Origin of the sequence: Flavobacterium columnare (assembly GCF_014844295.1) — a bacterium.
Lineage (GTDB): Bacteria > Bacteroidota > Bacteroidia > Flavobacteriales > Flavobacteriaceae > Flavobacterium > Flavobacterium columnare.
The window spans coordinates 2,522,327-2,535,391 of record NZ_CP054494.1; the positions used below are offsets into that span (position 1 = coordinate 2,522,327).

A 13,065-nucleotide genomic window follows, 5' to 3' on the forward strand; every position below is an offset into this window, starting at 1 on the left:
AAATTAGCGGATATACTTGATTTATAAAATTAATAAAATGTTAATTTTATAAAATTTCCTTGATCCGTTCAGTAGGTCTTGCAATGACAGCCTTATCTCCTTTAACTACAATGGGTCTTTCTATAAGTTTGGGAAACTCGACCATTGCCTGAATAATTTCTTCTTCATTTAATTCTTTTGATTTAAAATTTTCAATCCAGATAGTTTCTTTTTTCCGAACTAAATCAATAGCTGGGATGTTTAATTTTTTTAATAAATCTTTTAAATCTTCTACAGTAGGAGTGTTTTCTAAATAATTAATAACTTCAAAATTTTGATTTTGATTTTCTAAAAAACAAACTCCCTCTCTTGATTTAGAACAACGAGCATTATGGTAAATTGTAATCATGATTTAATTTTTTTTTGTAACAAAAATAGGCTAAATTGCTCTTATACTTAAAAAATAAAAATATGTTTTTAGAACAAGCTTTTTTTAATGGGAATAAATTTTGGAAATATCTTTTGGGAACCTTTATTGTTTTTATTTTTACTTTAATAGGACAGGTACCCTTTATGATTGCTGTTTTTTCTAAATTAGAAGAAAAAAAGGATACTATTTATGGAAAGGATGAGGCAGCTCTTTTGCAGGTTTTAGATAGTAATTTTCAACTTTTTCTGATGTTATTGAGTTTTGTTTTTGCTTTTTTTGGTTTTATTCTTGTCGTTAAAACGTTGCACAAACAACCTCTTGTTAAAATTATTACGAGTAGAGTATCTATAGACTGGAATCGTGTCCTTTTTTCGTTTACCGTTTGGGCTTTTCTTCAGGTTTTAATATTATTAGTTTCTTATTTTATATCACCTACTGATTACCAATGGAATTTTGAATTAAAACCTTTTTTAGCACTGTTTTTTATAGCTTTATTCATGATTCCTATACAAACTTCTATAGAAGAATTAATATTTAGAGGTTATTTAATGCAAGGTCTTGCATTAGTGTTTAAAAACAAATTAATACCTTTAGTTTTTACTTCTGTACTGTTTGGAGTGTTACATATCAGTAATCCTGAAGTCGCTAAATTAGGAAACGTTTTAGTACTCTATTATATAGGTACAGGTGTATTTCTAGGTATTATAACCTTGATGGATGAAGGAATGGAACTTTCATTAGGATTTCATGCCGCAAATAATTTAATTACCGCTTTATTGGTAACTTCCAAATGGACTGTGTTACAAACGGCATCAGTTCTAAAGGATGTTTCTAATCCAAAATTAAGTTTCGAACTTTTTTTACCAATAGTTATAATTTTTCCTATTTTATTAATGATTTTCTCTAATAAATATCATTGGAAAAATTGGGAAGAAAAATTAAAAGGTACGATTTTAATACAAAATAAAAGATGACAATTCATTCGGAATTTAAATTAAATGGGATTTCTTATGATGTAAACACTTTGTCTTTTTGGGCAAAAGAAAAAAGCAAAGCAGGAAAAGAATATGAGAAAATTACAGCAGCATTTATATTAGAATGGTTAGACACAAGTCCTTATGTAAATGTGCAAACTTCAGGAACCACAGGAATTGCTAAACAAATAACATTAAAAAAAAGAGCTATGATATATTCAGCTCAAAGCACAGGTGCTTTTTTTGGATTAAATCCAGGATCTAAAGCCTTATGTTGTTTGCCTGTTAATTATATTGCAGGAAAAATGATGTTAGTAAGAGCAATGGTACTGGGCTGGGACTTAACCATTGTGGAACCTACTTCATCTCCATTAAGAAATCTTCATGGAATGTACGATTTTATAGCTATGGTTCCCTTACAAATAGAGCAATCGTTAGATAAATTACCAAAAGTAAGGATTGTATTGATAGGAGGAGCTAAGGTGAATTCCGTTTTGACCGAAAAGTTAGTTCAAAATTCTATAAATGCTTATGAATCTTATAGTATGACCGAAACAATTACGCATATTGCGCTAAAAAAAATAGGAACAAAAAGTTTTAAATTATTGCCAGGTGTAGTAATTAATCAAGACGACAGGGGATGTCTAGTTATAAATGCACCTAATATTGATGCTGAGAGACTAGTAACTAATGATCTGATAGATTTCGTTTCAGAATCAGAATTTATTTGGAAAGGAAGAGTTGATCATGTTGTAAATAGTGGAGGAATAAAGTTATTTCCTGAACAAATTGAAGCTAAGTTAACGCATAAAATTCAACAACGTTTTTTTGTATATGGCTTGCCAGACGAAAGGTTGGGGGAGAAATTAGTATTAGTCATTGAAGGGCAAAATTATAAAATAGATCCTTCTAGCTTTAAAGAACTAGGTTTGTATGAAACACCTAAGCAAGTAATTTTTATACCTAAATTTGAGGAAACAGAAACAGGTAAAATAAAAAGAAAAGAAACAATGAAAAAAAATACCATTCCTTAATTCTTCTATAATAAGGAATGGTATTTGTGCTTTAGGAACGGGGTTTATCTTAAAGAGAAACTCGTTTTAGCAACTAATTCAGTTTTATCAAAAACATTTACAAAAAAGGTTCCTTCCGAAATATCCTCTACAGGAAGGTCTTTTTCTACTTTTACGGTTTTGTTTTCATAACGTACAGAAGATACAAAGCTATAAGTAAGCATTTTATCGCCAAAGCTTTCGATCTTTTTATCACCTAATACGTTGTTTTTACTATCTATAATTTGAATATAATAGGATTTATCTCCTGATTTAGCAATTTGATTTTCTGCTATTGTAAAACTAATTTTTAAAACATTTGCACGACTTGCTTTGTCTGTAACAATTTGTCTTCCGCTACTTTTTTGTTTAACAGCTGTTGTTTGTAAGTTAACAATAGACAGTTTAGATCCTTTTTCAATTGCTTTAGCCAACATATTGTTTTTTGAAACTAAGGTATCATTTATGAAGCGTGATTTTTTTAGTACTGTATTAGTACTGTCTATTTTAGTGGTAAGTGTTGCATTTTCTTTTTTTAATCCTTCAATTTGCTTGATTAAATTAGCTATTTTAGATTTTAGTTTTTCAATTTCACCTTTGTATCGCGCAAGGGCTTTAGTATCAGTGCTTTTTGTTTTTTCTAATTCCACCATTAATTGCTGAATTTTTTCTTTTTCTGCCATTAATTCCTCGGTCATTGAGGTGTTTGATTCCATAGTTGTTTCTAAAGATTGCTTAGTTATTTCTAAGTCTTTAATTAAAGCCTCTTTTTCATTTGTTACTACGGATAAGGTATTTTTAGATTCTTCGTTTAGTTTATAAATATAAACTAAGCTAGAAGCTAACATAGTTAATAAAATACCTATAACAACTTTAAAGCCTATGTTATTAGATCTTTTTGGAGCATTTCTTTGCATATTAAATTTATTTATTTAGGGTTATTATAGTATGCTAAAATAATTTTTTAATGTGATTGTACCAAGAGTTAACGTAACTTTACATAAAAATAGTATTTTTGACTTAATATAATTTTGTTCCCCAATGGAAAATTTAATTCGTTTTAGACAATCTGATCTTTCAAAAATTACAGCTTATCGTAATGGTGAAATAAAATTTGGAGAAAAAATTCAAATTGTTCCTAAAGATGAGGATGTGTTTAGTTTTTTAAAAAGAAGTGAAGCAAAGTATGTCCTTCTAGGAATTCCAGAAGATGTTGGTATACGTGCTAATTTAGGTAGAAGAGGAGCTAAAACAGCGTGGGAAAGTACCCTTCAGAGTGTAGCCAATATACAACATAATAAATTTTGTAAAGGCAGTCAAATTATTATTTTAGGGCGTGTAGATGTTTCGCAAGAAATGAACGAAGCAGAAGATTTAGATCCTAATAATCCTGATGATCGAAAACAATTATTTAAAATAGTTGAAAATATAGATAAAGAGGTTTCTCATATTATTTACCATATTATCAAGGCTGGAAAAATTCCTATTATTATAGGAGGAGGGCATAATAATGCTTATGGAAATATTAAAGGAACAGCACTGGGATTAGGAAAATCTATTAATGCAGTAAATTTTGATGCACATTCTGATTTTAGAATCTTAGAAGGAAGACATAGTGGCAATGGTTTTTCTTATGCCTTTGAAGAAGGCTTTTTAAAGAATTACTTTATCTTTGGTTTACATGAAAGTTATACGTCTAAAAATGTATTAGATATTATAAAAAGTAAAAATGATCGAGTAAAGTACAATACGTATGACGAAATTAAAATTCGTCAAGAAAAACATTATCAGTCAGAACTAAAAATAGCTTACGAACACATAAAAGGAGATCCCTACGGAATTGAAATTGATTTAGATTCTATTCCTAATGTCCCCTCTAGTGCTATGACTTTAAGCGGTTTTTCAGTAGAGGAAGTAAGACAATTTTGCCACTTTTTTGGTAAACATAAAAATGCCTCTTATTTGCATATTTGTGAAGGAGCACCTTCTTTAGGTGAGGATAAAAACCCTCAGTTAGTTGGTAAACTGATAGGCTACTTGATAACAGATTTTATAAAAGCACATTCTTCAGTCATAAAATAGTACCTTTGCTTAAATTTTTTATATATGACTTTTGAACCGTTCCGTTTTCATCGAAATATTGTAGAATCAATAAAAGAAGCAAATTATACAAAACCAACAGAAATACAAGAAAAAACAATACCTATTGTTCTTGAAGGAGAAGATTTAGTAGGATGTGCGCAGACTGGAACAGGAAAAACAGCTGCTTTTGCTATTCCCATTTTAAATTATCTAATTCCAATAGTAGGTTCTGTTAAAAAGAAAAAATACATTCGAACAGTCGTTTTAGCTCCTACTCGTGAGTTAGCGTTGCAGATTGAAGAGAGCTTTAATAAATACGGGAAATATACTAATTGTACGACACTTACTATTTATGGAGGTGTTCCTCAAGCAACTCAAGTAGAAAAATTAAAAGAAGGAATTGATATATTAATAGCTACCCCAGGACGATTTTTAGACTTGAATAAACAAGGGGTAATAGATATTAATCACTTACATCATTTAGTTATAGATGAAGCGGATTTAATGCTTGATATGGGGTTTATAAATGATGTGCGAAAAATAACAAAAATAGCTCCACAAAATAGGCAAACACTTTTATTCTCCGCTACTATGCCTATAGAAATTAGAGAAATTGCAGAAGAATTTCTTAAAAAGCCAAAGTATGTAGAAGTTAAATCCACTTTTAACAATAGTCAGAACATAATACAATCTGTTTATTTTGTTGAAAAATCTGAAAAAAAACAACTCTTGTTGCGAGTTATTAAGCAAGAAAAACTAGGAAACACTATTATATTTGTAAGAACCAAACAAGGTGCCGAAAATCTTGCTGAATTTTTACGAAAAAATCAATTAAATTGTGATGCTCTTCATGGTGATAAATCTCAAAATGCACGTCAAAAAGTACTAGAAGATTTTAAAAACAAAACAATTGATTTTTTAATAGCTACAGATGTTGCTTCAAGAGGAATAGACATAGATCAGCTTCCAGTAGTTATTAATTATGATTTACCTAATATTCCTGAAACATATATTCACAGAATAGGTAGAACGGGTAGGGCTGGTCATTCAGGTATTGCTATTTCTTTTTGCGGTAAAGACGAAGAATTATATTGGAAAGATATTGTTAGATTATTAAAGAACAAAGTAACAATTGTAGAAGATCACCCTTTTCCTTGGAAATCAAATAGTACTGTAAAAAAAAGGACCCAATCCAGTCAAACTATAAATGGCACTTCGCCAAAACAAAAAAATCTTAAAAAGTCCCGAAAGTCTGATAATTCTAAGAAAAACAAGAAACGTTGGTATTAATACAATACGATCCATCTTGTATCTGGATTATGCGTTAGACTTTGTGATGAAGATGAAAAGGGCAAAGAAGATAAAAAAGGAACAGAAATTTTTTTCGTAGATGTACTTTTACGGCTTTAAATCTAAAAAATCATTTTTTAAATTTAAAGCCGTTTTTATCTGTACTACATTTCTAATGCATAAATCTAGGTTTAAAGAAGCTCTTCGGAGTTATTCTATTAAATAAAAAGGCAAAGCCAGTCCACCTTTGTACTTTTCTTAAAACAGTATCTAGCCTATTTTTGGACAGTACATTTATAACATGGTTAAAAACTAGTATCGCCATCTAATAACCTACCCAACCCTCCTAATAAACTACCTTCTTCTTTGTTGTTTTGACCTCCTATGGTAGATGCAGCAATAATTCGTCCAGCTAAACGACTAAAAGGCAAAGATTGAATATAAACTACTCCTGGACCTTTTAAAGTAGCATAAAACATACCTTCTCCGCCAAATAAAGTGTTTTTTATACCACCTATAAATTCTATATCATAATCTATATCTTTCGTAAATCCTACAATACAGCCTGTATCAATTTTTAAAATTTCTCCAACTTGTAATTCTTTACAAGCAAGTGTTCCTCCTGAGTGTACAAATGCCATACCATCTCCTTCTATTTTTTGCATAATAAACCCCTCTCCACCAAACAAACCTCTCCCTAGTTTTTGAGAAAATTCAATACCTACAGAAACTCCTTTTGCAGCACAAAGAAAAGAATCTTTTTGACAGATAAATTTGCCCCCGTATTTCATTAGATCTATAGCAATAATTTTTCCAGGATACGGAGAGGCAAAGGAAATTTTTCTTTTTGAAAAATCTTGATTTTGGTAAGCAGTCATAAATAAACTTTCACCTGTTAATACGCGTTTACCAGCACTTAAGAGCTTGCCTAATATTCCAGAATCCTGATAGTTTGAACCATCGCCAAAAATAGTTTCCATTTTAATTCCGTTTTCCATCATCATAAAGCTTCCTGCTTCTGCAACAACTATTTCTTGTGGATCTAATTCTATTTCTACATATTGCATTTCTTCACCATAAATATGATAATCTATTTCATGTGCTTGCATTTTCTTAGTTTTTAATGTTGATAATAAGTTTTATATTGTAAGAAAATATTACAAAAAAAGGGCTTAAAGATCTCAATTTTAGACCCAACGGAGTTCAATCGAACAATATGAACAGGAAAAATAAATTACATGGTGTTGATAATGAAGTTTTTCCTGTTGTTGAAGGGGGCGAGCTAAGACGTTAAGTAATTATTTTTTGGTCGCCCATCTTAACCATGTATGGTTTCTTTTTTACCATAATTTATAATAATACTTTCTTCATAAGCAATCCATTCTTTCCAACGGTTGTCTACATAGTCCCTTTCGCCATATTTTCTAGCAAAATTTAAAAAAGTAGTGTAATGATTGGCTTCAGAAATCATAAGCTCTCTATAAAATTTAGATAATTCTTGATCTTGAATATTTTCAGAAAGAACTTTAAAACGTTCACAACTTCTGGCTTCAATCATAGCAGCAAATAATAAACGGTCAATCATAGATTGTTCGCGACTTCCGTCTTTTTTTAAAAATTTAGTTAATTGTCCTACGTAATCATCTTTGCGCTCACGAGTAAACTCATAATTACGTTCCTTAATAATGTCATGTACCATTCTAAAATGATCCATTTCTTCAATGGCTATTTTAGTCATTTCAGTTACTAGATCTTCTTTTTCTGAGTTATTAATGATGAGGTTAATTGCGTTAGTTGCGGCTTTTTGCTCGCACCACGCATGATCTGAAAGAATTTCAGCAAGATTTCCTTCTGCTATATTAGCCCATCTAGGGTCTGTTTTAAGTTTTAATCCTAACATATAAAAAATTATTGAAATACAAAATTACATTTTTTACTCCTAATTTATAGTTGTTATTTTGTGCAAAAAAAAGACTTGGAGACAGTTTTATTTATAGGTTTAGTTTTTCCAGAGCCCACTTCTTCTGCTGCTGGGACTAGGATTTTGCAACTCATTAGTTTGTATAAAGATTTGGGATATAAAGTAATTTTTGCTTCAACTGCACAAAAAACAGAAAATTCATTTGACCTATCATCTATTGATGTAGTAGAATATGCCATTGAGCTAAATCATGCTAGTTTTGATGATTTTGTTTTAAAGATTGATCCAGTTATGGTGGTTTTTGATCGGTTTATATCAGAAGAACAATTTGGATGGCGTGTAGCTACTACTTGTCCTAAAGCAATACGTATATTGGATTCAGAAGATTTGCATTGCTTACGTTATGCTAGACACACAGCAGTAAAAAAAAATATGGTTTTTGAAATCAAAAATTTAGTAGAAGAACCATTGGCTCTAAGAGAAATAGCTAGTATATATAGATCAGATTTAACTTTGATAATTTCCGAATTTGAAATAGAGGTATTACAAAATGTTTTTAAGATAGATAAAACACTACTTTATTATTTGCCAATTTTTTATTCAAACAAAGTTCAGACACGTGCTTATGAGGATAGGAAAAATTTTGTTTTTATCGGGAATTTTTTACACGAGCCGAATTACGATGCCGTTCTTCAGCTAAAAATGATTTGGAAAGACATACGTAAAGAATTACCTAATATAAATCTTAATGTTTATGGGGCTTATGTTTCTCCTAAAATAAATCAGTTAAATAATGAAAAAGAAGGTTTTTGTATCAGAGGGAGAGCCTCCTGTGTATATGATGTACTAGAAGAAAGTAAAGTTTTGTTAGCTCCTTTACGATTTGGTGCGGGAATAAAAGGGAAGTTGTTGGAAGCAATGGTAGTAAATACGCCATCAATAACCACGTCTATTGGAGTAGAAGGCATAAGTTCTATCGGATATTGGAACGGTTATGTGGCAGATAATATGAAAGACTTTATTGAAAAGTCCATAACTTTGTACCGAGAAAAAGAAATTTGGGAAGAATCCTGTAAAAAAGGAGAAAAAATTATTCTTGAAAAGTTTAAAAAAGAATTATATAAAAGTTTGTTTAAAGAATTTATATTGAAATTGAAAAAAGGAATAAATAGTCATAGGAATCAAAATTTTATTGGTAAGTTATTATCGCAAAACCAATTTGCAAGTACAAAATATATGTCGAAATGGATAGAGGAAAAAAGTAAGAAATAATTATTATGTAGTTGTTTTTTTTGTATTTTTATTAGGTATTTAGGATAAAAGTTAAATTGTATATTTTTGATTAGGATTTTGGTTTTTCAAATGATTCATTGGTTAGGATTAAATATTTACCAGTTATCTTGGTATATACTTTTTTTCTTATTTATTGCTTTTTTTGTTGGGTATTACGGATTTTTTAAAAAATCGGTTGTTAATCCTGAAATTATATATGATTTTTCAGAGGTTGAAGGAGCTAATGAGCAATATCGATTATACTTTTTGTTTGTAGGAATTGCATTGCCTTTAATAGAGTTTATAATTGATTTTTTTCATCTACGACAAGAAGAATTTTTTCCTATTAACCTTACTGTTGCTACCATTTTACTTTTTTTATATGTAGCTAGTTATAAAATTTCATTTGTAGAAAAACATTTAGGAGTCTTTTTTACTCTTATTTTTTTTAGTTGTTTTTTTATTACCTTATTACGTATAGTGATCCATCCAGAACATGTGTTTACTTATTTTGACTGGATTGTTTTATTCTTTTTTTCTTATAGTCTTTTTACTCGTATACATTTTTACTGGGTCTTTGTAATCTGTAATTATTTGCTCATAATATTTTTGTTTTATTACAAAGTACTTAGCCCAATAATGTTTGTTACTTTGAGTTGTAGTTGTTTAATGATTTCTTTAATAAATCATGTACGCTATATTATAAAGTATAAAGCAAAAGACAATTTTTTATTTACCAACAATGCTATTAATAGAAAAGCAACTTTAATTATAGGGATTAATACAAACGGAATAATCGTTTACTGTTCTGAAAATGTAAAAAATATTTTAGGATATAGTTCTGATGATCTAAAAGGAATTAGTTTTTTAACTTTAATAGAAGATCCAGAATATTCAATTGAAAACTATCAAACTAATCATGAGTTTTATACTCGTAAGGTATTAACAAAACAGGGGGCCTACCGCTACATACAATGGAAGAATGTTAAATATTCTGGAAATATCTACCTGAATATTGGTCAGGATATTACAGGACTGATTAATTTAGACCATCAATATAAAAATCTAATAGAAACCGCAACCGATATTATTTATGAAATAGATAAAGAAGGAAGGTTTACTTTTGTAAATACATTTGCTAAATCATTATTTAATTTAAGAGATGAAGATGTAATTGGTGAAAATTTCTCCCTTTTTATTAGAGAAGATTATAAAAAAGAAGTATTCCAGTTTTATCGTTCCAATTTATTAGGAAGGAAAAGTATTCCCTCTATAGAATTTCCAATTATTGTTAATGAAGGTACGGAATTATGGTTGTCTCAAAAAGTAAATGTTAAAAAAAATCAAGAGGGAGAAATTTTAGGTTTTTCTGCAATAGCAAGGGATATTACTTTGCTAAAGAATATAGAAATAGAACAAAATAACAGGCAAAGGAAAAATGAAAATTTCAATAAAACAATAAATAAATTAGCTACTCTATCTTATAAAGAAGAAGAAAGTTTTAATGACAGAATTAATCTTATACTAAAATCTGCTGCGGAAGGAACACTAATAGATAGAGTGAGTTATTGGACTTATGATCGATTAAGCCTTAATTGTTTTTCTTTATATGATTTAGAGTTAGATATATTTAAAGAGGGATTGGTGTTTTTTAAATCAGACCATCCTAATTATTTCGAATATCTAGAAAAAGAACAATTAATTGTAGCGAATAATGTATACGAATATTTTTATACTAATGAGTTTGTAAATGATTATTTTTTAAAAGAAAAAATTAAATCTATGCTCAATCTTCCTGTTTTTATTAATGGAGAGTTGCATTCTTTATTAAGTTTTGAAGCAACCAAACAAAAAAGAGAATGGGATAATGATGATATTAACTTTGCAAGATCAATAGCAGATGTAGTTTCATTGGCAATTGAAACGTATAAAAGAAGGGAGACAGAAGAAAAATTAGAAGAAAAAACAAAAATACTAACAGCAATTGCTGTTTCAACAGAAAAATTACTCAAGAATGATGATTTAGATCAGTTATTTGAAGAGATTTTTTCTATTGTAGGCCAAGCCACTAATATTGATCGAATTTATTATTTTGAAAATAATGAAGTGGAACATTATTTCAGCCAAAAGAACGAATGGGTAAATAAGAATAAAAATATACAACCAGAAATAAATAACAAATCGTTGCAAAAAATGCATCATAAAGATAATTTAATTTATTATGAAGTGTTATCAAAAAAACAGGTATTTAGAGCTAAAAGTTCTCAAATAGAAAATCCTTTTATTTATCAAAGATTGCGTTCACAAGGAATACTATCTATTTTACTATTCCCTATATTTATAAATGATGCTTTTCGAGGTTTTCTAGGATTTGATGACTGTTCTAGAGAACGTGAATGGACAGAAGAAGAGGTAAGTATCTTACAAATTTTAGCTAATAATGTTTCTATTACGATCGAAAGAATTGAAAATTTGAATTTGATCGAAGAATCACAAAAACAATTTAAATTACTAGCTGATAATATACCAGGAGTCGTATTCTTGTCAGAATATGATCAAAAATTTTCTAAAATATACATCAGTGACAAAATAGAAAACCTAACAGGGTATACTCGTGAAGAATTTTTAGAAGGTAAAGTATATTTAATTGATTTGACCCATAAAGAGGATAAAGCAAAAGTAGTATACGAAAATAAAAGAGCTTTTGAAGGCAATATCCCCTTCCAATTAATCTATAGAATTAAGAAAAAATCCGGAGAATATATTTGGATTGAAGAATTTAGTGATACTGTTATCAAAGACGGTAAAGTTTCTTATATAGGAGGAATTTTAGTTGATGTAACAGAAAAAAAATTAATAGAAAAAGAAATTAAAGCTCGAGAGTATGCCGAAACTTCCAATAAAGCTAAATCCGAATTTTTGGCTAATATGAGCCATGAAATCAGAACACCTTTAAATGCTATTATAGGATTTTCGGGATTAATGAAACAAACAGAACTAGACGCTACTCAAAACGAATATTTATCAACAGTAAATGAATCTGCTAAAATCTTGTTAGAGGTGGTAAATGATATTCTGGATTTTTCAAAAATTGAAATGGGAAAATTAGAATTAGAGTTTAAAAAATCAAACCTATATGATTTAATACTGCAAATTGTTAAAATTATACGTTTTGACTCTGAAAAAAAAGGAATTGCGCTAAACTTTAAATTTGATGAAAAAATACCTAAATATGTTTCCATAGACCCTTTAAGAATAAAACAAGTTTTATTAAATTTATTATCAAATGCCGTTAAATTTACAAATGAAGGAGAAGTAGTTTTAGAACTAAAACTAAAAGAAATTCAAGAAAATAAAGCTAAAGTTCAATTCCTTGTTCATGATAGTGGTATAGGTATAAGAAAAAGTAATCATCAGAAAATCTTTGAACCTTTTTCTCAAGAAGATAACTCAACAACCAGAAAATATGGAGGCACGGGGTTAGGTTTGACTATTTCTAATAATATTTTGAGTTTAATGGGAACTCAACTTCAGTTAGAAAGCAATTATAAATTAGGGAGTACTTTCTTTTTTGAACTAGATTTAGTTTTTTGTACACAAAACGTAGAATGCGAAGATTACAGTATTCAAAAAAAGAAAGAAACTCTTGAAGATCTAAAAACAATAGCATTTGAGAAATTCAAAAATAATGAATTTAAAATATTAATAGTAGAAGATAATAAAATCAACATGATGTTAGCTAAAACACTTTTAAGAAAAATAGTGCCTCATGTGATTATTTTTGAAGCCGAAAATGGAATTGTAGGGGTTGAACAATATGCTCAAAATGCTCCTGATCTAATACTATTAGATATTCAGATGCCTTTGATGAATGGATATGAAGTATCCTTAGAAATTAGAAAAATTGATAAAAAAATTCCAATCATAGCACTTACAGCAGGAACTATAAAAGGAGAAAGAGAAAAATGTCTAGAAGTAGGTATGAATGACTATATTTCTAAACCTATAGATAAAGAGTTTTTTGAAACAACAATATTTAAATGGTTAAACATAAATAAAAAATAA

10 protein-coding genes are annotated in these 13,065 nt (G+C 29.0%); 6 read left to right on the forward strand and 4 right to left on the reverse strand.

The window, feature by feature from the left end:
• Positions 1 to 46: 46 nt before the first annotated feature.
• Positions 47 to 388 carry an arsenate reductase (glutaredoxin) gene (gene arsC, locus HUE53_RS11015; RefSeq protein WP_107317735.1) on the reverse strand — a complete coding sequence of 114 codons (342 nt, stop codon included), beginning with the start codon at positions 386 to 388 and terminating at the stop codon, positions 47 to 49.
• Positions 389 to 450: 62 nt separating this feature from the next.
• Here arsC and HUE53_RS11020 point away from each other — a divergent pair, with 62 nt between their 5' ends.
• Positions 451 to 1,383, forward strand: coding sequence for a CPBP family intramembrane glutamic endopeptidase (locus tag HUE53_RS11020; RefSeq protein ID WP_014165445.1), 933 nt, complete (start codon positions 451 to 453; stop codon positions 1,381 to 1,383).
• Positions 1,380 to 2,417 carry an AMP-binding protein gene (locus HUE53_RS11025; RefSeq protein ID WP_192188490.1) on the forward strand — a complete coding sequence of 346 codons (1,038 nt, stop codon included), beginning with the start codon at positions 1,380 to 1,382 and terminating at the stop codon, positions 2,415 to 2,417. Before HUE53_RS11020 ends, HUE53_RS11025 begins: the two co-directional genes overlap by 4 nt.
• Positions 2,418 to 2,461: 44 nt before the next feature.
• Here the strand turns inward: HUE53_RS11025 and HUE53_RS11030 are convergent, their stop codons facing one another.
• Positions 2,462 to 3,352: a coiled-coil domain-containing protein gene (locus HUE53_RS11030; protein WP_014165443.1), complete on the reverse strand. Its 891-nt coding sequence runs from the start codon at positions 3,350 to 3,352 to the stop codon at positions 2,462 to 2,464.
• Positions 3,353 to 3,476: 124 nt separating this feature from the next.
• Here HUE53_RS11030 and HUE53_RS11035 point away from each other — a divergent pair, with 124 nt between their 5' ends.
• A complete protein-coding gene (locus tag HUE53_RS11035) occupies positions 3,477 to 4,517 on the forward strand; it encodes a formimidoylglutamase (RefSeq protein WP_014165442.1) in 1,041 nt (346 codons plus the stop codon).
• A 24-nt stretch (positions 4,518 to 4,541) separates the two neighbouring features.
• The gene (locus tag HUE53_RS11040) at positions 4,542 to 5,807 is read left to right on the forward strand and encodes a DEAD/DEAH box helicase (RefSeq protein ID WP_014165441.1); all 1,266 of its coding nucleotides are present in this window, start codon (positions 4,542 to 4,544) and stop codon (positions 5,805 to 5,807) included.
• Between the two features lie 305 nt (positions 5,808 to 6,112).
• Here the strand turns inward: HUE53_RS11040 and HUE53_RS11045 are convergent, their stop codons facing one another.
• Both HUE53_RS11045 and miaE read right to left on the reverse strand, forming a co-directional pair.
• Entirely contained in the window at positions 6,113 to 6,916 is an 804-nt protein-coding gene (locus HUE53_RS11045; protein WP_014165440.1) for a TIGR00266 family protein, read from the reverse strand.
• Between the two features lie 209 nt (positions 6,917 to 7,125).
• Complete coding sequence (gene miaE, locus HUE53_RS11050) at positions 7,126 to 7,707, reverse strand: tRNA-(ms[2]io[6]A)-hydroxylase (protein ID WP_014165439.1); 582 nt, start codon at positions 7,705 to 7,707, stop codon at positions 7,126 to 7,128.
• Positions 7,708 to 7,782: 75 nt separating this feature from the next.
• Here miaE and HUE53_RS11055 point away from each other — a divergent pair, with 75 nt between their 5' ends.
• A complete protein-coding gene (locus tag HUE53_RS11055; protein ID WP_041253412.1) occupies positions 7,783 to 9,000 on the forward strand; it encodes a glycosyltransferase in 1,218 nt (405 codons plus the stop codon).
• 90 nt (positions 9,001 to 9,090) lie between these two features.
• Positions 9,091 to 13,065 carry a PAS domain S-box protein gene (locus HUE53_RS11060; RefSeq protein ID WP_065213456.1) on the forward strand — a complete coding sequence of 1,325 codons (3,975 nt, stop codon included), beginning with the start codon at positions 9,091 to 9,093 and terminating at the stop codon, positions 13,063 to 13,065.

Bases quoted from the DNA above. Each gene is read 5' to 3' on its own strand.
- arsC (WP_107317735.1), bottom strand. From the start codon at position 388: ATGATTACAATTTACCATAATGCTCGTTGTTCTAAATCAAGAGAGGGA.
- HUE53_RS11020 (WP_014165445.1), top strand. From the start codon at position 451: ATGTTTTTAGAACAAGCTTTTTTTAATGGGAATAAATTTTGGAAATAT.
- HUE53_RS11025 (WP_192188490.1), top strand. From the start codon at position 1,380: ATGACAATTCATTCGGAATTTAAATTAAATGGGATTTCTTATGATGTA.
- HUE53_RS11030 (WP_014165443.1), bottom strand. From the start codon at position 3,352: ATGCAAAGAAATGCTCCAAAAAGATCTAATAACATAGGCTTTAAAGTT.
- HUE53_RS11035 (WP_014165442.1), top strand. From the start codon at position 3,477: ATGGAAAATTTAATTCGTTTTAGACAATCTGATCTTTCAAAAATTACA.
- HUE53_RS11040 (WP_014165441.1), top strand. From the start codon at position 4,542: ATGACTTTTGAACCGTTCCGTTTTCATCGAAATATTGTAGAATCAATA.
- HUE53_RS11045 (WP_014165440.1), bottom strand. From the start codon at position 6,916: ATGCAAGCACATGAAATAGATTATCATATTTATGGTGAAGAAATGCAA.
- miaE (WP_014165439.1), bottom strand. From the start codon at position 7,707: ATGTTAGGATTAAAACTTAAAACAGACCCTAGATGGGCTAATATAGCA.
- HUE53_RS11060 (WP_065213456.1), top strand. From the start codon at position 9,091: ATGATTCATTGGTTAGGATTAAATATTTACCAGTTATCTTGGTATATA.